Origin of the sequence: Rhodococcus sp. NPDC006774, from assembly GCF_040636045.1 — a bacterium.
GTDB lineage: Bacteria > Actinomycetota > Actinomycetes > Mycobacteriales > Mycobacteriaceae > Rhodococcoides.
The window spans coordinates 36,098-58,337 of record NZ_JBEYIW010000003.1; the positions used below are offsets into that span (position 1 = coordinate 36,098).

Sequence of the window (22,240 nt, forward strand, 5' to 3'; positions counted from 1 at the left end):
CAGCGTTCTCGTCGTCACGCCGCATCCGCTCGGAACCCGATCGGTGCGGCGTGGCGAGTACGCATCACAGCGTGTGGGATACTCGACAACAGATCGACTCCACGTCGCCAGTAGGTACAGGTTTCACGCTCCACCCGAAGCCCAGGCTTCACCGAAGTTCGCTAGACCGGTGTCGTGGATTCGATCGGATGACTGTCGTCTATCCGCTGCCCGTCATCGCAGATGCTCGAACGAGAGACAGGCTCGTTCGCGTTCTTGCTTGATGATCAGGCGCTCGGATCGCCGGTACACCACCATCCAGCCAGGCACTGCACACGCTGTCGTCGACCATCGAGAACTACGAAGTGGTCATCGGCTCGGGTGCGGAGCGAGACCGAACAGCTGACGTCCAACCCGACGTGAGTACACAAGGATTGCCCTCGCGTGGCCGCGTCACACCCGAAGTCGGATGGACGCGCCCGGGGGCCCGAGGAGACTACGTGGCCGATCAAAGCCCGCCCGAAGATGTACAGAACGCAAACGCAGATCGTACGGAGCCCTCCGGCGCGGTGTCGTCTGCGGAAACCGACACGGTGTCGTCGGTACAACCCGACACCATCGAGCTGCCGACCAGGCTGCGTGTTCACGCACTGGCCAAGATTCTGGGTGTCACCAGCAAACAGTTGCTGGTCACCCTCGGTGAGCTCGGCATCGAAGCGCGCAGCGCTCAGTCGAGCCTGAGCCGTGACGTTGCGGAGTCCGTTCGCGATTCGGTCAACGCCCCCGCAGCGCCGACGGTCGATTCGTCGGTTGCCGAGCCGACTCCGGTGCCCGATGCCGATGAGCCCGCAGGCGAGCTTCCGTGGTCCGAGCCGCAGCTGTTCACCAACGCGCCGGCTCCGGAGCAGCAGGCTGCCGAGCCCGAGGCAACGGCCGACCAGCCCACCGCGACGACGTTCGCCACCCCACTGTTTCTGCAGCCCGCCGCCGTGGATGCCCCGGCAACGGAATCGACGGAGTCACCGACCGAGCCCCCGGCTCGGCGTCGCCGCAGCCGCAAGGCCGCGCCCAAGGACGAGGTCGCGAACACCGAGAGCAGCGCTGACACCGACAGCAGCGAGTCCGCAGTGGCGCCGGAGACCGGTGCGCCGGAGATCTCTGCCGTCTCGACCGACCGGTCCTTCTCTCCCGAGGCCGACGGCTCGGCCGCGGCCGAGAGCTCGACCGACGGTGACGGCGACGACGATCAATCTCAGCCTCGACGCCGTCGTCGTGGCCGCCGTGGCCGCGGCCGTGGTCGCGGCGAGCAGTCCTCGGACGAGAACTCGAACGACGACAACTCGAACGACGACAACTCGAACGACGAGAACTCGAACGACGATTCCGGAGACGACTCCGACACCGAAGAGTCGACCGAGGCGGACTCGAACGGCAGCGCAGACTCGGACGAGTCCTCGTCAAGTGACGAGCAGCAGTCGAACTCGGGACGACGTTCGCGTCGATCACGCACTCGCAGCCGTGCCTCGGACCGGCAGAACTCGGATTCGTCCGACTCCTCCGACGACAGCCGCACCGCAGACTCCTCGGCCGAGGACGACGACGAGTCCGATTCGGGTGCCCAGGACAACTACGACGACTCCGACAACGGTGGTTCGGACGGAGACGGCTCCAGCCGCCGTCGCCGTCGCCGTCGTCGGCGCAAGACCGGAGCCGAGGCCGCTGCCGAGGGCGCGTCGTCCGAGGACGATCCGCCCAACACGGTCGTGCACGAGCGTGAGCCGCGCAACAAGAGTCGGGCACCCCGGGACGAGGTCCAGGGAATCACCGGCTCGACGCGTCTCGAGGCCAAGCGTCAGCGCCGCCGCGACGGGCGCGATGCCGGCCGTCGTCGGCCGCCGATCCTCACCGAGTCCGAGTTCCTGGCGCGCCGCGAATCCGTGGACCGCGTCATGGTCGTGCGCGAGAAAGCGACACCGGATCACCCGCTGACCACACAGGTTGCCGTGCTCGAAGACGGCGTGTTGGTCGAGCATTTCGTCACCAGCAGTGCCACCGCGTCGATGGTCGGCAACGTCTACCTGGGCCGCGTTCAGAACGTGCTGCCCAGCATGGAAGCAGCGTTCATCGACATCGGCCGTGGCCGTAACGGTGTGCTGTACGCAGGCGAGGTCAACTGGGACGCCGCCGGTCTCGGCGGAAGCGCGCGCAAGATCGAGCAGGCCCTCAAGCCGGGCGATCAGGTTCTCGTCCAGGTCAGCAAGGACCCGGTGGGACACAAGGGTGCTCGCCTGACGACGCAGCTGTCGCTCGCCGGTCGCTTCCTCGTCTACGTGCCCGGTGGAAGCTCCACCGGCATCAGCCGCAAGCTGCCCGATACCGAGCGCAAGCGGCTCAAGGAGATCCTCCGCGACATCGTGCCTCCCGAGGCAGGCGTCATCATCCGCACCGCAGCGGAGGGCGTCAGCGAAGAAGAGCTCGCACGTGACGTGACTCGCCTGCAGGCGCAGTGGGCCAGCATCGAAGAACGCTCGGCCAACGCCGAAACCGGCAAGGGCGTGCAACCACAGACGCTGTACGAAGAGCCCGACATGCTGGTCAAGGTCATCCGAGACCTGTTCAACGAGGACTTCTCCAAGCTCGTCATCGAGGGCGACAAGGCATGGACGACGACGTCCAACTACGTCGAGACCGTGGCCCCGGACATGATGGAGCGGCTGCACCGATACGAGGCCGACGGCAGTTCGGTCGACGTCTTCGCTGCGCATCGCATCGACGAGCAGCTGGCCAAGGCTCTCGATCGCAAGGTCTGGCTGCCCTCGGGCGGCACCCTGGTGATCGATCGCACCGAGGCGATGACCGTCGTCGACGTCAACACCGGCAAGTTCACCGGTTCGGGCGGCAACCTCGAAGAGACGGTTACCCGCAACAACATCGAGGCGGCCGAGGAAGTCGTTCGCCAGATGCGTCTGCGAGACATCGGCGGCATGATCGTCGTCGACTTCATCGACATGGTGCTCGAGTCCAACCGCGATCTCGTACTGCGGCGCCTCACCGAGTCCCTCGGACGCGACCGGACTCGCCATCAGGTCTCCGAGGTGACCTCGCTCGGACTGGTGCAGATGACCCGCAAGAAGCTCGGTACGGGGCTCGTCGAGGCGTTCTCCACCACGTGCGAGCACTGCCAGGGTCGCGGCATCGTCGTGCACCCGTTCCCCATCGACGCCAAGCCGGACAACGACGGCGGTCGGTCGAACTCGTCGCGTGCGGAGTCCAGCAACTCGGGGACGAGCAGCAGGCGTCGACGTGGCAAGGACAACAAGGCCGACGGCAACGACCGGACGGACGGCAACGATCGGGCTTCCTCGAACGATCGGGCAGACGGACATGATCACCCCGTGGTCGATCCGTCGATCAAACGAGCGCATCCGGTGGCACTGGCCATGGCGGCGCATCACGACGACGTGGTGGCCGACGTCAGCCCCGCCGATGTCGAGACACAGGCACCGGCCGAAGCACCCGACGGCGACGCCGTGGTGACCGTGGTCTCCGCCGATGATGTACAGGTAGCGGCCGCAGCGGTGGCCGACGCGGAGACGAACGTCACGGCAGCCGACGAGGCCACCGAGACTCGGACCGATCAGCCCTCCGACGAGCCGTCGGTGCCGGTGGCACCGAAGGCTCGACGCGGACGGCGGGTGGCACGCAAGGCTGCCGCGCCCACCGGCACTGCGCCCGACGCGGGCATGGTCATCGTCGTACCTGCCACGGAGGATTCGGTGGACACCACGTCTTCCGACCAGCCCGGGGCTGCACCCGACGAGGCGTCGGCACCGCTCACGGCGGCGGCCGATCAGCCCGTGGAGCCGGTGGACGTGCCCGCAGCACGGCCTCGCAGACGGCGCGCAGCAGCGCGGCCTGCAGGTCCTCCGGTGGACATCGATGCCTAGCAGTTCAGGCAGTTTGACCCTGGCCGTCTCTCTGCCGTAACCTTGATAAGTCGCTCCCGGTGACACCGTTCTGCTGTGCCGTAGTGGTCCTGTAGGAAACAACGGTTCTCGAGCGGGTCGAGATGATCATCATCCCGGCCGGCCGATAGGGAGCAAGCAAACACGTTTTACCAGACCAGTCGTGTTGCCATGCGCAACGCGAGCAAGTTCGAAGAAGCAAGGGGTAGCCCTCCGATGGCAACGTACGCGATCGTCAAGACCGGCGGAAAGCAGTACAAGGTCGCTGTTGGTGACCTCGTCAAGGTCGAGAAGATCGAGGGAGCGCCCGGCACTGCTGTCTCGCTTGCTCCGGTCCTCGTCGTAGACGGATCCGACCTGACCACAGATGCAGACAAGCTGGCGAAGATCTCGGTCGCCGGTGAGATCGTCGAGCACACCAAGGGCCCGAAGATCCGCATCCACAAGTTCAAGAACAAGACCGGATACCACAAGCGTCAGGGACACAGGCAGAAGCTCACTGTCCTCAAGGTCACCGGCATCAAGTAACCAGGTCTTTCCAGACCCGCGTTCTTCCAAGCTGATTCACCCCGAGGAGGGTATGCAACATGGCACATAAGAAGGGTGCATCAAGCTCCCGTAACGGTCGCGACTCGAACGCTCAGCGCCTTGGCGTCAAGCGCTTCGGCGGCCAGACCGTAGGCGCAGGCGAGATCCTGGTTCGTCAGCGCGGCACGCACTTCCACCCCGGCGTCAACGTCGGCCGTGGCGGCGACGACACCTTGTTCGCACTGGCCCCGGGCGCAGTCGAATTCGGTGCCAAGCGCGGTCGCAAGACCGTGAACATCGTTCCGGTCGCTGTAGAGGCCTAGTCCTTCTGCAGCGCTCGCGCTCACGATGGCCGACGCGACCGGGCAACTGCTCGAGTCGACCATCCAGGGCGTACGTTCACAGCTCCCGATAGGGGCGGACCAGGGTCATGAGACCGGTCCGCCCCTATCGTGTTTTTTCCCCGCTTTTTCTTTCAGAAAGGATCGAAGACAGCTATGTCACGATTCATCGACCGCGTGGTGCTGCACGTCAGCGCCGGCAAAGGTGGCAACGGCTGCTCTTCGGTTCACCGCGAAAAGTTCAAGCCTCTCGGTGGCCCGGACGGTGGTAACGGAGGACAGGGCGGCGGAGTCGTCTTCGTCGTCGACAGCAACGTCCACACCTTGCTCGACTTCCACTTCTCCAGCCATGCCAAGGCAGGCAACGGAACTCAGGGCATGGGTGGCAACCGTGAGGGTGCCAACGGCGAGGACCTGATTCTCAAGGTCCCCGACGGCACCGTCGTCCTGGACAAGAAGGGCAACGTGCTCGCCGACATGATCGGCGAGGGAACACGTTTCGATGCCGCTCCGGGCGGCCGCGGTGGCCTCGGCAACGCTGCTCTCGCATCGAAGGCTCGGCGGGCGCCGGGGTTCGCGCTACTCGGCGAAGAGGGTATCGAGCGCGAGCTCGTCCTCGAACTCAAGTCCGTCGCCGATGTGGGCCTCGTCGGTTTTCCGTCGGCCGGTAAGTCGTCGCTGGTCTCGGTGCTGTCCGCAGCGAAGCCGAAGATCGCCGATTACCCCTTCACCACACTGGTGCCCAACCTCGGAGTGGTCTCCAGCGGAGACACCACCTTCACCGTCGCCGACGTTCCCGGGTTGATCCCCGGAGCGAGCCAGGGCCGAGGTCTCGGTCTCGACTTCCTGCGTCACCTCGAACGCTGTGCCGTTCTCGCACACGTCGTCGACTGCGCCACACTGGATCCCGGCCGTGATCCGATCTCCGACGTCGACGCCCTCGAAGCCGAGTTGGCCGCGTACAAGCCGGCTCTGTCCGGGGATGCCAGCCTCGGCGATCTGGCCGATCGGCCCCGCATCGTGGTGTTGAACAAGGCCGACATTCCGGAGGGTGCCGAGCTCGCCGAGATGGTCACCGCCGAGTTCGAGTCCCGTGGCTGGCCCGTGTACACCATCTCTGCAGTGACGCGTGCCGGTCTCAAGCCGCTGACGTTCGCGTTGGCGAAGCTCGTCGAGGAGTACCGCACTGCGCATCCGGCTCCCGAGCCGCGGCGTCAGGTGCTGCGCCCGGTCGCTCGGAACGACGACAGCTTCAAGGTCGTCAAGGATCCGGACATCCCGGACGGCTTCATCGTTCGCGGAACCCGACCGGAGCGGTGGGTGCGCCAGACGCAGTTCACCAACGACGAGGCCGTCGGCTACCTCGCCGACCGTCTCGCGCGGCTCGGAGTCGAGGATGCGCTGATCAAGGCCGGTGCTCAGCCCGGTGCTTCGGTCACCATCGGCGACGTGTCGTTCGACTGGGAACCGCAGACTCCGGCCGGTGTCGAGATCACGATGACAGGCCGTGGTACCGATGCCCGTCTCGATCAGGTCGAGCGCATCGGCGCATCCGAACGCAAGCATGCCCGCCAGGTACGTCGCGGGCTCGATACCGAACAGGAGTAGACGTGGTGGCGGTGCGTGAATCCGATTCGCTCGCAGAGGCTCTCACCGATACCCGTCGCACGATCGCCGACGCCAAGCGCATCGTGGTCAAGATCGGTTCCTCGGCGCTCACCAGCCTCGACACCGGTCTGGATCTGGGTCGACTCGATCTGCTCGCCGACGCCATCGAATCGCGGATGCGTAGCGGCACCGACGTGGTGGTCGTGTCCTCCGGTGCGATCGGCGCAGGGATGGCACCGCTGGGCCTGACCAAGCGTCCACGAGACCTGGCGACCAAACAGGCCGCAGCGAGCGTGGGTCAGCTCGCCCTGGTTCATGCGTGGAGCTCGTCGTTCCATCGGTACGGGCGCACGGTCGGACAGGTTCTGCTGACAGCCGAGGACATCGCGCGGCGAACCAACCATCGCAATGCTCAGCGCACCCTCGACCGGCTGCGATCGCTCGGTGCCGTGGCCATCGTCAACGAGAACGACACGGTCGCCACCGCGGAGATCCGGTTCGGCGACAACGATCGCCTGGCTGCTCTGGTTGCCCACCTCGTCGGTGCGGACGCACTGTTCCTGCTCTCGGACGTGGACGGGTTGTACGACGGTGATCCCCGCAAGGGGAAGGCGACACTGATCCCGGAGGTGACCAGCCCCGAGGATCTCGACGGCGTCGTCGCCGGTTCGGGAGGAGCACTCGGCACCGGCGGAATGGCGTCCAAGCTGTCCGCTGCGCGTCTCGCGGCGGACGCGGGTGTTCCAGTCCTGCTGGCCGCGGCATCCGATGCTGCTCATGCGCTGACGACGTCCGCGGTGGGTACCGCTTTCGCGGCCCGGCCGACGCGGTTGTCGGCGCGCAAGTTCTGGGTCCGTCATGCCGCCGATGCTGCGGGAGAACTGCACCTCGACGCGGGGGCCGTACGTGCGGTGGTGGAGCGGCGACGATCGTTGTTGTCCGCCGGCATCACATCGGTGACGGGATCCTTCCACGGCGGCGACGTGGTCTCGTTGGTCGACCACGTCGGCGTGCTGGTGGCTCGCGGAGTCGTCGCGTACGACTCGGGCGAGCTGGCCGGGATGCTCGGGCGGTCGACAGGGGAGTTGGCCGCGGAGCTACAGCGCCCGGTGGTTCACGCCGACGATCTGGTTCCGGCCTGATCCAAATCGTCGGCCAGCGCGGTCGCCACCTCCGAGCAGCCGGCATGCACCGTGAGAGAAGCGAATTCGTCGCCGCGGGTGGTACCGCGGTTGACGATGACGATGGGCTTCGAAGTCTTGGACGCGTGCCTGACGAAACGCAAGCCCGACATCACGGTCAGCGAGGATCCGAGTACCAGCAGCGCGTCGCTTCGGTCGACGAGATCGTATGCCTCGGCCACGCGCGGTTTGGGCACGCTCTCACCGAAGTAGACGATATCGGGTTTCAGTATCCCCGAACATGATTCGCAGTCGACCATTCGAAAGTGCTCGGTCGAGGAAATGATCGCGTCGGCATCGGGGGCGATCTCGACGCCGTCCGCAGGCGCAACCGACTCGAGGAAGCCGGGGTTGGCACGATCGAGTCGGCGATCCAGCTCGAAACGCGAGATCAGTCGCTCGCAGCTCAGGCAGCGAACTCGGGCATAGACGCCGTGCAGGTCGATGACGTGTCGGCTGCCTGCCTTGGTGTGCAGCATGTCGACGTTCTGGGTGACTATGCCGGTGACGACGCCCGCCCGTTCGAGTCGGGCGAGTGCTCGGTGGCCCTCGTTGGGCACCGCCGCGTCCATGTGTCGCCACCCGACGTGGTTGCGTGCCCAGTAGTGCCGACGGAATTCGGCGTCACCGATGAACTGTTGGAACGTCATCGGGTTGCGCGGAGGTGACTGCGGACCGCGGTAATCGGGAATCCCGGAGTCGGTGGACATGCCTGCGCCGCTGACGACGGTGACGGTCCTGCCGTCGAGCAGGGAAGTCAGTTGCTCGTACAGGGCCGCGGACACAGGGGATGCATTCACTTCGTCCAGGGTAGCGACCCGTCGCCGGATGAGCACCGTACCGACGTCGACGGCCCGCACGGACGTGGAATGCGTCGGTGCGGGCCGTGAGGACGTGCTGGTGTTACGCGGGTACCTCGACGAGGGGGTACACGCCGTTCTCGTCGTGCGTCTCGTTACCTACGACGGGAGGATTGAACACGCAGAGCATGCGCATCTGAGTACGCGGCTCGACGGTGTGCCGCTCGTGCCCGTTGAGCAGGTACATCGATCCCGCACCGAGCTCGTAGGTCTCGCCGGTCTCACGGTCGGTGAGCGTTCCCTCGCCTTCGATCAGCCAGACGGCCTCGACGTGGTTGGCGTAGTGGAAGTTGTTCACCGTGCCCGCTTGGATCGTGGTCTCGTGGAACGAGAATCCGACCTTGTCGCCGCCGAGAATGATTCTCTTGCTGCGCCAGTTGCCGTCTTCGCTCGAGATGTCGCGGTCGGTGCCGGTGATCTCCTGCGTGGTACGAACGATCATTCGATGTCCTCCTTCGATATCGGTGCGTGCGAACGGGTCTCTAGGACAGGACCTTCGCAACGGCACTTTCGATGATGTCCAGGCCACGATCGAGCTCGTCGATCGTTGTGGTCAACGGGGGAAGAAGCTTGACGACCTCGTCCTTCGGTCCTGCGGTCTCGACGAGCAGACGCTCGTCGTAGCACAGCTGAGACACCTTGCCCGCCAACTCGGCATCGTCGAACACCAAGGCTTGAACCATGCCGCGACCGCGGGTCGAGATGCCGTCGAACTTTGCGCACAGCTTGATGAATCGATCCTGGATGTGCTCGCCCTTGGCGAGGGTTTCCTTCTCGAACTTGTCGTCGGACCAGTAGTGGTCGATGGCTGCCTTCGCCGTGACGAACGACGGGTTGAAGCCGCGGAAGGTGCCGTTGTGCTCGCCCGGTGCCCAGACGTCCAGCTCGGGCTTGAACAGTGTCAGCGCCAGCGGCATGCCGTAGCCGCCGATGGACTTGGACAGCGTGACGATGTCCGGGGTGATGCCGGCTTCCTCGAACGAGAAGAACTGGCCGGTGCGTCCGCAGCCCATCTGCACGTCGTCGACGATCAACAGGATCTCACGTCGCGAGCACAGCTCGGCCAACGCGCGCAACCACTCCGGGCGCGCGACGTTGATTCCGCCCTCGCCCTGGATGGTCTCCACGATCACCGCGGCCGGACGGTTGAAGCCACTGCCCGAGTCGTCGAGAACGCGCTCGAACCACTGGAAGTCCTCGGTGACGCCGCCGAAGTAGTTGTCGTACGGCATCGGAGTGGTGTGCACCAATGGGATTCCGGCGCCAGCTCGCTTCATCGAGTTGCCGGTGACCGACAACGCGCCGAGTGTCATGCCGTGGAATGCGTTGGTGAAGTTGATGATCGCCTCGCGCCCGGTGACCTTGCGAGCGAGCTTGAGCGCTGCCTCGACGGTGTTGGTGCCCGTCGGTCCGGGGAACTGAACCTTGTAGTCCAGCCCGCGGGGGTCGAGGATGTTCTTCTTGAACGACTCGAGGAACTCGCGCTTGGCGACGGTGGACATGTCGAGACCGTGGGTGATGCCATCGCTGGTGATGTAATCGACCAGCGCGCTCTTGATCATGTCGTTGTTGTGGCCGTAGTTGAGTGCTCCTGCGCCACCGAAGAAGTCGAGGTAGTCGTTGCCGTTCTCGTCGGTGATGACCGAGTTCTTCGCGGTGGTGAACACGGCGGGCCACTGGCGGCTGTAGCTGCGCACGCCGGACTCGACGGTCTCGAATACATCGGGCTTCTCTGTTGTCACGGTGTTCTTTTCGGTCATGTTCTGCTTGTTCCTTTCGTAATTCCGCGACGCGTCGGGGCCTACTGTGTAGAGCTCCTCGGCTTCGTGGCTATCAGGGAAATCGTTGGGCGCGAACAAATCCGACCTGACGATATCGGTGCCTCGCTTGCGTGCGAGGCTCGTGAAGGTTGCGATCGACGCTTCGTTGTCCGGGCTGATCGTCGTTTCGAGATGCGTGATGCCCTGTGGCTCGAGGCGGTCGAGCAGCTCCATCAGCATGCGACCGGCAAGTCCCTTGCCACGCTGGTCCGCATCCACGGCGACCTGCCACACGAACAGTGTGCGCGGGGCGTCTTGGCGGATGTATCCGGTGACGAAACCGACTGCGCGGCCGTCGATGTCGGATACGACGGTGGTGGCCGCGAAATCACGGCACCACAACACGTACGAGTAGCTGGAATTGAGATCCAGAACTCGCGAATCTCTTGCGATCTCCCAGAGCCGGACTCCGTCGGAGATCTGTGGCTTACGAAACTTCACTGCGTCCGGCGCAGTGAGTGGGGTACCTCTCAGCAATGCGGGCTTCATAGGAAATACAAACGTAACAAGGTCGCCCAGGCATATCGAGTGCGCCGGGAAATCGACCCCGGAATCGGACATGCTTCCCCAGGTTAACCGCCGAATGTGAGGCTGGTCACGTTGTTGTTGCCCGGCAGGCTGTACCCGCAGCCGCGAAATTCAAACCACCCACTTCGGATCGACACCTATTTCGGTGTCGCCAGAGCGAACGGCAGTACCGCCTGGGCACCCGCAGATCTCAGAACCGACGTGGCGCAGGTGAATGTCCACCCGGTATCGGTCACCAGATCGATCAACAGAATCGGCCCTGTCACGGACGATACGTCCGGAACGTCCCACGAGTCCACCAGCCCGGCGACCCGAAACGCCGAATTGGCGGCCGATACCGGCGGGTGACCGGGCCTGACCTGCATCACCCCGAGATCCTGCAATTTGCCGATGGATGCCAAACGCGCGGCGATCGACCGCACCAGGAGCGGATGAGTAGGGGAGTCGAGAGCCAGAACTGCAGTGGGCCGCTGCTTCCAATCCCAGTTGGCGAGCACGTTGATGCACGCCTTCTCGAGCGCGTCCGTGGCCGGAGCATCGGGTGCATCGAGCAAGGTACGCAATCGGCTGCCCCAGCCCAGATCGGTGAGCCGGCCCAGTACGCGCCCGGGTTCGTGGGGATCGGCAATCTTGCCCGAGAGCGAGACGCCCAGCTTCTTCATCCCGCTGGGCCACTGCTTTCTGGGCTGCAGATCTATACCCGGCCGATCCAGTCGTGCCCTCGCCGAGTCGACCGAGGCCGCATCCACCGATGCCGACAAGTGCTCACCCGTGCAGTTGTCGCACCGCCCGCATCTGTCGGACTCGCTACCGGGTGCGCCCAGATCCGGGTCGTCGAGTTGCCTCCGCAGGAACTCCATCCGGCAGCCGTCGGTGCCCTGGTAGTCGATCATGGCCTGCTGTTCGCGGTCTCTGGCCTCTTCGAGACGCTCGTAGCGGGCCGCGTCGTACGTCCATTGCTCGCCGGTCGCCATCCAACCGCCACGAACGCGTCTGACAGCGCCGTCGACGTCGAGAACCTTCAGCACCATCTCGAGCCTGCTGCGACCCAGCTCGACGAGAGGTTCCAACGCCTGGGTCGACTGGGCCTTGTCGGTGTTCAAGGCATCGATGACCTGCCGTACCAAATGCTCGCGGGGGAATGCGACGGACGCGAAGTAGCTCCAGATCTGCCGATCCTCGTGACCGGGAAGCAGCACCACATCGGCTCGCTCGGTCGCGCGTCCGGCTCGGCCGACCTGCTGGTAGTACGAAATAGGAGACGACGGTGCCCCCATGTGCACGACGAAGCCGAGATCTGGCTTGTCGAAGCCCATGCCCAGTGCGGACGTCGCGACCAGGGCCTTGACGCGGTTGGCCAGCAGGTCACCCTCGAGCGATTCGCGCTCGGTCGGGTCCGTCTGCCCGGTGTACGACGCCACGACGTGGCCCTGGTCGGTGAGCAGCGCCGCGAGGTCCTTGGCCGCCGAGACGGTCAGCGTGTAGATGATCCCCGACCCGGGCAGCGTCTTCAGGTGATCGCCGAGCCACGCCGCCCGTTCGGTGGCGTTGTCGATCTTCACCACCGCCATGCGCAGAGAGTCGCGTGCGAGCCCACCGCGCAGTACGAGCGTGTCGCCGCCGCCGACACCCAGCTGCGCCGCGACATCGTCCACCACGCGGTCGTTCGCCGTCGCCGTGGTCGCGAGTACCGGGATACCGTCGCGCAGCTCGGCGATCAGGGTTCTGATACGTCGGTAGTCGGGTCGAAAGTCGTGGCCCCAGTCGGAGACACAGTGAGCTTCGTCGACCACGACGAGGCCGGCGTCCCCGGCCAGGGACGGCAACACCTGATCGCGGAAATCGGGATTGTTCAATCGCTCCGGACTGACCAGCAGCACGTCGAGTTCACCGGAGTTGACCTGCTGATGAATGTCGTCCCATTCGGTCATGTTTCCGGAGTTGATGGTGGCCGCTCGGACACCTGCCCGCTCGGCGGAGGCAACCTGGTTACGCATCAGCGCCAACAGTGGCGAGACGATCACGGTCGGACCCAGGCCCTGCGCGCGCAGCAGCTTCGCCGCGATGAAGTAGACCGCCGACTTGCCCCAACCGGTCCGCTGGACCACCAGCGCCCGCCGCCGGTGCACCACGAGGGCCTCGATGGCCGTCCACTGGTCTTCCCGCAGCACCGCATCGGGGCCGGCGAGTTCGCGCAACAACTCCTCGGCGCTCTCGCGCAAGTTCCCGGTCGTGGGCTCCGTGGTCGTTGTCATAGGCTCCATCGTGCAGCAAGCATCCGACATCAACCGCGGCCCGGTCGGAAACGGTCGGGCCCTGCAGCCCGAGAGGATCAGCGTTGGTCGATCCCGATTCCGATTCGATGCCGGCCGACCAGGGACCCGTGCACCGTCACCTGTGGGCACTGGCAGTGGTGTTCGCAGGCGGAGCGGTGGGTACGGCGGTCCGCTACGTGATCGAGGAGCAACTGCAGCATTCTGCATCGCAGTGGCCGACGGCGACCTTCGGGATCAACATCGCAGGCGCATTCGTGCTGGGCCTGCTGCTCGAGTCGCTGGTTCGCGGCGGGCCCGACGCAGGAGTCAGGCGCAGGCTGCGGTTGCTGCTCGGTACCGGTTTCTGCGGCGCGTTCACCACGTACAGCACCTTCGCCCTCGAGACCGTGGACGGGATTCGGGGTGGGTTCACCGGGCTCGCACTGGCCTACGCCGTGGTCAGCGTGATTCTCGGAATACTTGCGGCCTGGGCTGGAATCGCTGTGGCGGGCAAGGTGATTCGATGACCGCGCTGTGGATTGCGGCGGCCGGCGGGTTGGGATCAGTCTTTCGCTTCTTCGTCGATGCGGAAGTGAAGTCACGTCTCGCGGCACGGACGAGCTTTCCCTGGGCGACGGTCGGCATCAACGTGTCCGGCTCGTTCCTGCTGGGCGTGCTGGCCGGATGGGTGATGTTCCGAGCCGGCTCCACCGACGTTCAAGCCGTCATCGGCACCGGGTTCTGCGGCGGGTACACCACCTTCAGCACGGCGAGTGTCGAGACCGTGCGGTTGCTACAGCAGGGGCGTCGACGCGATGCCGCCGTGAACGTGACAGTCACCGTGCTCGCGTCCGTAGTCGCGTGCGCAGGCGGCCTGGCGCTCGCGTCGTCGATGTAGGACGGTCGATGCGAGGACGAGTTCACGCCTGACTGACGCGCACCATGTTGCCGGCGGGGTCACGGAATGCGGCGTCGCGCGCACCCCACGGCTGACTCGTCGGCTCCTGCAGAATCTCGGCAATGCCCGACGCGCGGATTCTCTCGAAGGCCGCGTCGAGGTCGTCGGCACGAAACAACAGGCCCGGAAGCTCACCCTTGGCGAGCAGGGCTGCGATCTGATCGCCGAGTTCCTGCGAACGGCCCGCGTGGGGCTGCGACAGTACGATCTCGATCTCGGGTTGATCGTTGGGAGACAGAGTGATCCAGCGGTAGCCGTCGTTGGCGACTTCGCTCTTGACCTCCAATCCCAGGGCATCGCGGTAGAACGCCAACGAGGCATCGGGGTCGGCGGTGTAGACGTGTACGTGGCTCAGTGAAATATTCATGGGGAAAGGCTAGGACGCCCCGGCCGTCGACGCTTCTTCGATTCTGCTCGGTTCGGTGGCGGTGACGCTGCTGCCCCGCATCGGACGCCCCAGAATCATGGCCGTACACGTCGGGACCGCCTGACTGTCACGGTGGTCGCGGGCGCGGTACGCGCTCGGTGTCTCGCCGACGATCTCGGTGAACCGCGAACTGAACGATCCGAGACTGGTACAGCCCACCGCGAAGCACGCCTCGGTGACTGTCACATCGCCGCGGCGCAGCAGGGCCTTGGCGCGTTCGATCCGTCGAGTCATCAGATGTGCGTAGGGCGTCTCACCGTAGGCCTCGCGGAAGCGGCGACCGAAGTGGGCGGTGGACATCAGTGCCGTGCGGGCCAGAGTCGGGACGTCGAGTGGCTCGGCGAACTCGCGATCCATCCGGTCGCGCGCACGGCGCAGAAGTCGGAGCTCCTCGAGGTCGGGGGCGTTCATCCTGCGGCCGCATCTCGCAGTGCATCGATGTCGTCGCGAGTACCCGAGGACGTGCTCGCACCCGGCCTCGTCGCGGCGAAAGATCCCGCAACGCAGGCCCATTCGACGGCCTCACGCGGGCCGTCGAACCAGGATGCGGCCAGTGCTCCGGCAAATGCGTCGCCGGCCCCGGTGGTGTCGACGGCGTCGACGCGCGGAGCGGGGACCTCGAACGACTCCGGGCCGCGGTATCGAGCGCCTCTGGCTCCGAGTGTGGTGATCACGTGCGTCACGTCGTTCACGCTGTGTCCTAGACGGGTTTCCTCGGCTTCGTTGACCACGAGCACGTCGGTGGCCGCCACCAGGGCGTCGGGCAGATCCTGAACCGGTGACGGGTTCAGCATCGTCACCACGCCCCGAGAGCGTGCGTACTCGAATGCGGTCACCACGGTGTCGAGCGGAATTTCCAACTGACACAACAGGATATCGGCGTCGGAGATGAGGGCGAGATCGTCGTCGGTGAGCTTTCGGACGCGTTCGTTGGCCCCGGGGACGACGACGATGCTGTTCTCGGCGTGATCGTCGACGGTGATCGCGGCGATTCCGCTCGAACCTGCCGCCGTGCGCAGCGCGCGGTCGTCCACGCCCGCGCTCGACAGTGTGCGTCGCAGTGTCACACCGAATTCGTCGTCGCCGACCGCTCCGATGAACGACACCGACACGCCGGCTTTGGCGGCGGCGATGGCCTGATTGGAGCCCTTGCCGCCCGGTGAGGTGGTGAACGATGTGCCCAGCACTGTTTCGCCGGGATCGGGCAGGGAGGGCGTCCGGGTGATCAGGTCCATGTTGATGCTGCCGAGAACGACGATGCGGGGGTTCGGTGCGGACACCGACGAACTGTATCGCTCCGACGGTTGCACCCGCCTCGAACTGCCAATTGCAGATTGTTGACAATCTTAATTCGGTGAGTGACGATGACAGGCATGACAGCGTCGACTCGCACTCACCTCAGCCCGGCACTCAAGCAGGCGACCCCGATCGTCGTCGATCACGGAAAGGGCAGCTGGATCATCGGCACGGACGGGCGCAAGTACCTCGACTTCACCACCGGTATCGGCGTCACCAGTACCGGGCACTGCCATCCCCGTGTGGTCGAGGCCGCCCGCGAGCAGGTGGGCAAGATCATCCACGCGCAGTACACGACCGTCATGCATCAGCCACTTCTGGCGCTGACCGACAAGCTCGGCGAGGTGCTGCCCGCGGGGCTGGACAGCGTGTTCTACGCCAATTCCGGCTCGGAGGCCGTCGAGGCATCGATTCGGTTGGCGCGCATGGCGACCGGTCGGCCGAACATCATCGCGTTCCACGGGGGATTCCACGGACGCACGGTGGCCGCCGCGTCGTTGACCACCGCGGGCACCAAGTTTCGCTCCGGATTCTCACCGATCATGGGCGGTGTGCACATCGCGCCGTTCCCGTACGCCTTCCGGTACGGCTGGGACATGGACACCGCAGTCGCTTTCGCGCTCAAGGAACTCGACTACCTGCTGATGACGATGTCCAGTCCCGCCGATACCGCTGCGTTCATCATCGAACCGGTACTCGGTGACGGTGGTTACCTGCCCACGCCTCCGGCTTTCCTCGAGGGACTCCGCGAACGGGCGGACACCCACGGGATCGTCCTCATCGTCGACGAGGTTCAGGCCGGCGTCGGACGCACCGGAAAGTTCTGGGGCCACCAGCATTCGACGATCACGCCCGACATCGTCATCACCGCAAAGGGCCTTGCCAGTGGTTTTCCGATCTCGGCTATCGCGGCATCGACCGAGCTGATGGGAAAGGCGTGGCCCGGATCGCAGGGCGGCACGTACGGCGGCAATGCCGTCGCCGCTGCGGCGGGTGTCGCGACGCTCGACGTCGTGCGTGAGGAAGGTCTGGTCGACAACGCTGCCGCGCAGGGCCGAGTTCTGCTCGACGGCCTGCTGGCACTGAAGTCCGAGCACTCTGCCATCGGTGATGCACGTGGACTCGGCCTGATGCAGGCACTCGAATTCGTCGACAGCGCAGGCAATCCCGATGCTGCGGCGGCCCTGCGCGTGCAACAGGGTGCGATCGACGAGGGGTTGTTGCTGCTCACCTGCGGCGCGCTCGGCAACGTGGTCCGGATCATTCCCGCGCTGATCGTGAACGACGACGAGATGCGGCAGGGCCTCGACGCGTTGTCGCGCACGCTGAAGAACGTGCTGTGACGTCTGCTTCCGTTCGGTCTCCCGTCTCCGCACTCGTGCAGCGAGTGCAGGAGTTGGGCATCGAGATCGACGACTCGTCCCGGCGGCTCGCCGAGTACTCCTACGACGCCTCGAACTACCGAATTCCGCCTGCGGCCGTGGTCTTCCCACGCAGCGCCGACGACGTCGTCGCAGTGATGTCGCTGTGCGGGGCCGCTGGAGTCGCAGTCATCGGCCGCGGCGGCGGAACGTCCATGGCGGGCAACGCGATCGGCCGCGGAATCGTGCTCGACTTCTCCCTCCACATGAATCGCGTGATCTCGGTGGACACCGACTCGCGGACGGCGGTGGTGGAACCGGGAATCGTGATCTCGGAGTTGCAACGTGAGCTGGTGGCCCGGACGTCGGGGTCGTTCACATTCGCGCCCGACCCGTCCAGCAAGACACGCGCGACGGTAGGCGGGGCTGTCGGCAACGACGCGTGCGGCAATCACTCGGTGCGCTACGGACGAACAGCCGACCACACGGTGGCCATGGACGTGGTCACCGCCGACGGGCACCTTCTTCGCGTGACCCGTAGCGGTGTGGAGGCAGTGCATTCGGATGATTCGGCAGCAACCGATGCCGCCGAACGTATCTCGCGCGAATTGCACTCGCTTGCGGCGGACAACCTCGCTCTCTTCAGAGTCGAACTGGGCCGCATACCGCGACAGGTGTCCGGTTTTCACCTGTCGCATCTGTTGCCCGAGAACGGATTCGACGTCGCCCGTGCACTCGTCGGAAGCGAGGGCACGTGCGCGGTGATCGTCTCGGTCACCGTTGCCGTCGTGCCCGTTCCGTCGGCTGCACTGTTGCTCTGCCTCGGCTACGACGACGTGGTCGCTGCGGCGGCCGACGTGACGGCCATACTCGAGTTCTCGCCTGCTGCGGTGGAGGGTATCGACGACAACATCGCCCAGACGATGGAGTATCGGCGCGGACCGGACTCCGTCCGCGGGCTGCCGGCCGGGAACGCGTGGCTCTACGTCGACCTCGACGGAGCCGATACCGCCGAGGTGGAGAACAAGGCCGCCCGTCTGCTCCAGGCGCTCGGTCGTCTCGGACGCGTGAAGGAAGGCCGTATCGTCACCGACCCGGCCGATCGAACAGCGCTGTGGCGAGTACGCGAAGACGGTGCAGGCCTGGCGACCCGCCTGTCGAGCGGGGTGGAGTCCTGGGGTGGCTGGGAGGACGCGGCGGTCGCACCCGAGAACCTGTCCGCCTATCTTGCCGACCTCAACGTGCTTCTGGCCGAACACGATCTGACCGGCGTGATGTACGGGCACTTCGGTGCCGGCTGCATGCACGTGCGCATCACGTTCGATCAGCGCACGGACGCCGGGCGACGGGTGATGTACGACTTCCTGCGCGCCGCCGCGCGTGTGGTCGTCAAGCACGGCGGCAGCCTGTCCGGCGAGCACGGCGACGGCAGGGCTCGTTCGGAACTGCTGCCGGTGATGTACTCACCCCGCATGCTCGACGCGTTCGCGCGGTTCAAGCGCATCTGGGATCCCCGCGGGATTCTCAACCCGGGGTCGATCACCGATCCGGAACCGATGATGGACAACCTCATGCTGCAGGGCATCCCGCAGCGGGAATGGAAGACGACCTTCGATCTGCACCAGATCGGAACCCGGGCGGATCTGGATCCGTTCGTGCACGCGACTCAGTCGTGTGTCGGCGTCGGCAAGTGCCGCACAGCGTCGGGAGGCGTCATGTGCCCCAGTTTCCGCGCGACCGGCGACGAGAAGGATTCGACGCGGGGCCGGGCGCGAGTGCTGCAGGAGATGGTGCGCAGCTCGCCGACCGTTGCCGACGGATGGGCCTCGAAAGACGTGGCCGAATCGCTCGATCTGTGCCTGTCCTGCAAGGCCTGTTCGTCGGATTGTCCGGTCGGAGTTGACATGGCGACGTACAAGTCCGAGTTCCTCGATCATCACTATGCGGGGCGACTGCGACCGCTCTCGCACTATTCGCTCGGCTGGTTGCCCCGCTGGCTGAAGGTGACGCAGCGAACGGCACCGCTGCTCAACCGTCTGCTCACCCCGCGCATCGCGGCCCTGGCGGCTCGACTCGGTGGGCTGACCACCGAGCGGCCGTTGCCGCGCTTCGCGTCGGCGAAGGAACTGGCTCACGAAATCAGGATCGGCGGAGGCCGCGCCGCGGACGTGGTGTTGGTCGTCGACACGTTCACCCAGGGCTTTCGCCCCGAGGTCGCGGGCGCGGCGCAACGCGTGCTCGAGGATTCCGGTCGCAGCACCGAATGCCGGACCGACGTGTGCTGTGGTCTGACCTGGATTTCGACGGGCCAGCTGAAGGCCGCCCGCAAGCACCTCACGAAAGCCGTTGCCGCACTGGACGACGGCACCGACCGACCGATCGTGGTCACCGAACCGAGCTGCGCGGCGGCGTTCCGCAAGGACATGCCGGAGCTGGTTCCCACTGCGGCCGCGAGACGGGTCGCCGCGCGGGTACAGAGTTTCGCCGGCGCGGTGATCGATCAGGCCGCCGCCGGGTGGGTGCCCTCGGCCGAGGTTCCCGATTCGGTGACAGTACAGACCCACTGCCACGAATACGCGGTGTTCGGCAACGCCACTCAGCGCACGGCGTTGGCGGCCGTCGGTATCGAGGCGGTGCGCGAGGCCACCGGGTGCTGCGGCGTGGCAGGCAATTTCGGCTTCGAGTCTCGGCACTACGAGCTCAGCATGGCCGTCGCAGAACAGGCCCTGGCGCCTGCACTGCGTGATGCCGAGCCAGACACTCCGATTCTGACCGACGGATTCTCCTGCCACATGCAGGTGCGTCAACTCACCGGTGACCTGACCAGCGATGCGTCCGTACACCTGGCGCAGATACTCGATCCACGTTCGACGAAAGGACCGCGGACATGACCGCCAGTTCGACCACCGGCCTCACTCGCCCCACTATCACTGCTCCGACCGAACTGTTCATCGGAGGCGAGTGGACAGCCGCAGCATCCGATGCCCGGTTCGATGTCATCGATCCCGCCAGCGGCGAGGTCATCGCCGGCGTCGCCGACGGCAGCATCGACGATGCCGAGAAGGCCATGGCCGCAGCGGTCGACGCCGCCGCCGACTGGGCCGCGATGCCGCCGCGTGCGCGCAGCGAAATCCTCCGCACAGCATACGAATTGATCATGGCGCGGTCGGAGGAGCTCGCTGCGATCATCACCGCGGAAATGGGAAAGCCGCTGGCCGACGCTCGTGGTGAGGTGGCGTACGGTGCCGAGTTCTTTCGCTGGTTCTCCGAGGAGGCGGTCCGCATCTCGGGCGATCACACCCTCACCGGAGACGGGAAGAACCGGATCGTGGTCACCCGCGCACCGGTGGGACCGTGCATCCTCGTCACTCCGTGGAACTTCCCGCTGGCCATGGGAACTCGCAAGATCGGCCCGGCACTGGCCGCAGGCTGCACCGTGGTGTTCAAGCCGGCCGAGCAGACGCCGCTGACAGCACTGGCTCTGGCGGGAATCCTGCACGACGCGGGGGTCCCGGCGGGAGTGGTCAATGTCGTGACCACCACCGATGCGTCGGGTGTCGTGGGCTCGTGGATGAGCAGCGGGGCGGCCCGCAAGATCAGCTTCACCGGATCGACTGCGGTGGGCAAGATTCTGCTGGAACAGGCTGCATCGACGGTGATGCGTACCTCGATGGAGCTCGGCGGCAACGCACCCTTCATCGTCATGGACGATGCAGATCTCGCACGCGCCGTGGACGGTGCGATGGTCGCCAAGATGCGCAACATGGGTGAGGCATGCACCGCCGCTAACCGATTCTTCGTACATCGAAGTGTGACAGCGCAGTTCGCGGACAAGCTCGCCGAGCGCATGGGTGCGTTGTCGGTGGGGGCCGGTAGTGCGCACGGTACCGAGGTGGGTCCGCTGATCGACGACGCAGGCCGCACCAAGGTGCAGACACTCGTCGACGACGCCCTGGGGCGCGGCGCGCGTGCGATCGTCGGGGGAGTGGCCCCGGACGGACCCGGATACTTCTACCCGCCGACGGTCCTCACGGACGTCGATTCGGCGTCGGATCTGATGTCACAGGAAATCTTCGGACCGGTGGCAGCAATCGTCCCGTTCGATACCGAGGACGAGGTGATCGCCCTCGCGAACGACACCGAATGGGGACTCGTCGGATATGTCTTCACCCAGGACATCGACCGGGCTCTGCGGATGGGGGAGCGCCTCGAGGTGGGCATGGTCGGCCTCAACACGGGTCTGGTGTCCAATCCGGCTGCGCCGTTCGGTGGCGTCAAACAGTCCGGACTCGGCCGTGAGGGCGGAAAAGTCGGCATAGACGAGTTTCTGGAGTACAAATACTTCGCCATTCCCCGAGGCTGAGAGAGGTTTTCGATCATGCCCAGTTCGAGACGACTGACGCCCATCGACGCACGCAACACGTCGATGGTCATTGCCGACCAGATTCGCGACCGCATCATCGACGGGTCCTACGCCCCCGGTGAGCAGATCAACGAGGCCAACGTCGCCGCGGAACTCGAGATCTCGCGGGGACCGGTGCGGGAGGCGCTGCAGCGCCTCAATCAAGAGGGGCTGCTCGTCAGCTACCGAAACAGAGGCGTGTTCGTCGTCGAGCTGAGCAGTGAGGATGTCACCGAGATCTACGAATCCCGCGCGGCGATCGAGGTCGGTGCCGCATGGACTCTGGTGCACGGTGATCGTGCGCGCCTGGTGTCGGCCGCCGACGAGCTCTCGGCCATCGTGATGCAGATGCAGCCGTTCATCGATCGGGCGGATTGGCGAGGTCTTGCCGAACGGGATCTGGCGTTTCACACCGCACTGGTCGCGGCGACGCGCAACAGCCGAATGTCGCGGATGTACGCCACACTCGCTGCGGAGGCGCGTATCTGCATGGCCAACCTCGAAACCGCGTACTACCGGCCGGAGGCGTTGGTGGAGGAACACCAGCTGATCGTCGACCTGTTGCTCGGTTCGGATTGGGACGCACTGGAAAAGGGCGTACACGAGCACATGGACACCGCCATCCACGACCTGACTCGTGCCATGGACGAGGAGCAGGCCGAACACTCGGCACTGGCCACTCCGGGATAGTCGCCGGTCTGCAACACAGCATTTACATCCGAAGTCTTGCG

At 65.5% G+C, this 22,240-nt stretch carries 18 protein-coding genes and 1 pseudogene; 11 read left to right on the top strand and 8 right to left on the bottom strand.

The window, feature by feature from the left end; all coding sequences use genetic code 11:
* Positions 1–479: 479 nt before the first annotated feature.
* From ABZ677_RS05555 to proB, 5 genes are all read left to right on the top strand, one after another.
* Positions 480–3,926 carry a translation initiation factor IF-2 N-terminal domain-containing protein gene (locus ABZ677_RS05555; RefSeq protein WP_358367287.1) on the top strand — a complete coding sequence of 1,149 codons (3,447 nt, stop codon included), beginning with the start codon at positions 480–482 and terminating at the stop codon, positions 3,924–3,926.
* Between the two features lie 234 nt (positions 3,927–4,160).
* Positions 4,161–4,472: a 50S ribosomal protein L21 gene (gene rplU / locus ABZ677_RS05560; RefSeq protein ID WP_032394581.1), complete on the top strand. Its 312-nt coding sequence runs from the start codon at positions 4,161–4,163 to the stop codon at positions 4,470–4,472.
* Between the two features lie 59 nt (positions 4,473–4,531).
* Positions 4,532–4,795: a 50S ribosomal protein L27 gene (rpmA, locus tag ABZ677_RS05565; protein WP_032379202.1), complete on the top strand. Its 264-nt coding sequence runs from the start codon at positions 4,532–4,534 to the stop codon at positions 4,793–4,795.
* 174 nt (positions 4,796–4,969) lie between these two features.
* Positions 4,970–6,421: a GTPase ObgE gene (obgE, locus tag ABZ677_RS05570; protein WP_037193128.1), complete on the top strand. Its 1,452-nt coding sequence runs from the start codon at positions 4,970–4,972 to the stop codon at positions 6,419–6,421.
* A gap of 2 nt (positions 6,422–6,423) precedes the next feature.
* On the top strand, positions 6,424–7,563 hold the full coding sequence (gene proB, locus ABZ677_RS05575) for a glutamate 5-kinase (protein ID WP_170945984.1): 1,140 nt from the start codon (positions 6,424–6,426) through the stop codon (positions 7,561–7,563).
* On the opposite strand, the gene ABZ677_RS05580 is transcribed toward proB, so the two are convergent.
* The 5 genes and pseudogenes from ABZ677_RS05580 to ABZ677_RS05600 form a co-directional block, all read right to left on the bottom strand.
* The gene (locus ABZ677_RS05580; RefSeq protein ID WP_358367801.1) at positions 7,536–8,375 is read right to left on the bottom strand and encodes a Sir2 family NAD-dependent protein deacetylase; all 840 of its coding nucleotides are present in this window, start codon (positions 8,373–8,375) and stop codon (positions 7,536–7,538) included. The two genes, proB and ABZ677_RS05580, sit on opposite strands and share 28 nt — an antisense overlap.
* Before the next feature lie 130 nt (positions 8,376–8,505).
* Positions 8,506–8,904, bottom strand: a complete 399-nt coding sequence (locus ABZ677_RS05585) for an ectoine synthase (protein ID WP_032379201.1) — start codon at positions 8,902–8,904, stop codon at positions 8,506–8,508.
* 40 nt (positions 8,905–8,944) lie between these two features.
* Positions 8,945–10,222, bottom strand: coding sequence for a diaminobutyrate--2-oxoglutarate transaminase (ectB, locus tag ABZ677_RS05590; protein ID WP_052058464.1), 1,278 nt, complete (start codon positions 10,220–10,222; stop codon positions 8,945–8,947).
* 48 nt (positions 10,223–10,270) lie between these two features.
* Positions 10,271–10,843, bottom strand: a pseudogene (gene ectA / locus ABZ677_RS05595) (diaminobutyrate acetyltransferase); the annotation flags it as partial.
* Positions 10,844–10,947: 104 nt separating this feature from the next.
* Positions 10,948–13,065 carry a DEAD/DEAH box helicase gene (locus ABZ677_RS05600; protein ID WP_358367292.1) on the bottom strand — a complete coding sequence of 706 codons (2,118 nt, stop codon included), beginning with the start codon at positions 13,063–13,065 and terminating at the stop codon, positions 10,948–10,950.
* 83 nt (positions 13,066–13,148) lie between these two features.
* On the opposite strand from ABZ677_RS05600, the gene crcB (ABZ677_RS05605) reads away from it, so the two are divergent.
* Both crcB (ABZ677_RS05605) and crcB (ABZ677_RS05610) read left to right on the top strand, forming a co-directional pair.
* The gene (crcB, locus tag ABZ677_RS05605; protein WP_358367295.1) at positions 13,149–13,592 is read left to right on the top strand and encodes a fluoride efflux transporter CrcB; all 444 of its coding nucleotides are present in this window, start codon (positions 13,149–13,151) and stop codon (positions 13,590–13,592) included.
* A complete protein-coding gene (crcB, locus tag ABZ677_RS05610) occupies positions 13,589–13,963 on the top strand; it encodes a fluoride efflux transporter CrcB (protein WP_358367298.1) in 375 nt (124 codons plus the stop codon). The genes crcB (ABZ677_RS05605) and crcB (ABZ677_RS05610) overlap by 4 nt, the downstream gene beginning before the upstream one ends.
* Before the next feature lie 22 nt (positions 13,964–13,985).
* Here the strand turns inward: crcB (ABZ677_RS05610) and ABZ677_RS05615 are convergent, their stop codons facing one another.
* From ABZ677_RS05615 to ABZ677_RS05625, 3 genes are read right to left on the bottom strand one after another with little or no spacing between them, the layout of a single operon-like run.
* Positions 13,986–14,390 (bottom strand): VOC family protein, encoded by a 405-nt coding sequence (locus ABZ677_RS05615; protein ID WP_358367300.1) that lies wholly within the window; start codon positions 14,388–14,390, stop codon positions 13,986–13,988.
* 9 nt (positions 14,391–14,399) lie between these two features.
* Positions 14,400–14,861: a helix-turn-helix transcriptional regulator gene (locus ABZ677_RS05620; protein WP_037193118.1), complete on the bottom strand. Its 462-nt coding sequence runs from the start codon at positions 14,859–14,861 to the stop codon at positions 14,400–14,402.
* The gene (locus tag ABZ677_RS05625) at positions 14,858–15,730 is read right to left on the bottom strand and encodes a ribokinase (RefSeq protein WP_358367303.1); all 873 of its coding nucleotides are present in this window, start codon (positions 15,728–15,730) and stop codon (positions 14,858–14,860) included. The genes ABZ677_RS05620 and ABZ677_RS05625 overlap by 4 nt, the downstream gene beginning before the upstream one ends.
* Before the next feature lie 93 nt (positions 15,731–15,823).
* Here ABZ677_RS05625 and ABZ677_RS05630 point away from each other — a divergent pair, with 93 nt between their 5' ends.
* Genes ABZ677_RS05630 through ABZ677_RS05645 form a run of 4 tightly spaced genes read left to right on the top strand, consistent with a single transcriptional unit; the run spans position 15,824 to position 22,199 of the window.
* Positions 15,824–17,089, top strand: coding sequence for an aminotransferase class III-fold pyridoxal phosphate-dependent enzyme (locus ABZ677_RS05630; RefSeq protein WP_037193116.1), 1,266 nt, complete (start codon positions 15,824–15,826; stop codon positions 17,087–17,089).
* A gap of 35 nt (positions 17,090–17,124) precedes the next feature.
* A complete protein-coding gene (locus tag ABZ677_RS05635; RefSeq protein ID WP_358367805.1) occupies positions 17,125–19,998 on the top strand; it encodes an FAD-binding and (Fe-S)-binding domain-containing protein in 2,874 nt (957 codons plus the stop codon).
* The gene (locus tag ABZ677_RS05640; RefSeq protein WP_037193114.1) at positions 19,995–21,470 is read left to right on the top strand and encodes an NAD-dependent succinate-semialdehyde dehydrogenase; all 1,476 of its coding nucleotides are present in this window, start codon (positions 19,995–19,997) and stop codon (positions 21,468–21,470) included. Before ABZ677_RS05635 ends, ABZ677_RS05640 begins: the two co-directional genes overlap by 4 nt.
* Positions 21,471–21,485: 15 nt before the next feature.
* Positions 21,486–22,199, top strand: coding sequence for a GntR family transcriptional regulator (locus ABZ677_RS05645; protein ID WP_230596347.1), 714 nt, complete (start codon positions 21,486–21,488; stop codon positions 22,197–22,199).
* The last annotated feature ends 41 nt before the right edge of the window (positions 22,200–22,240 follow it).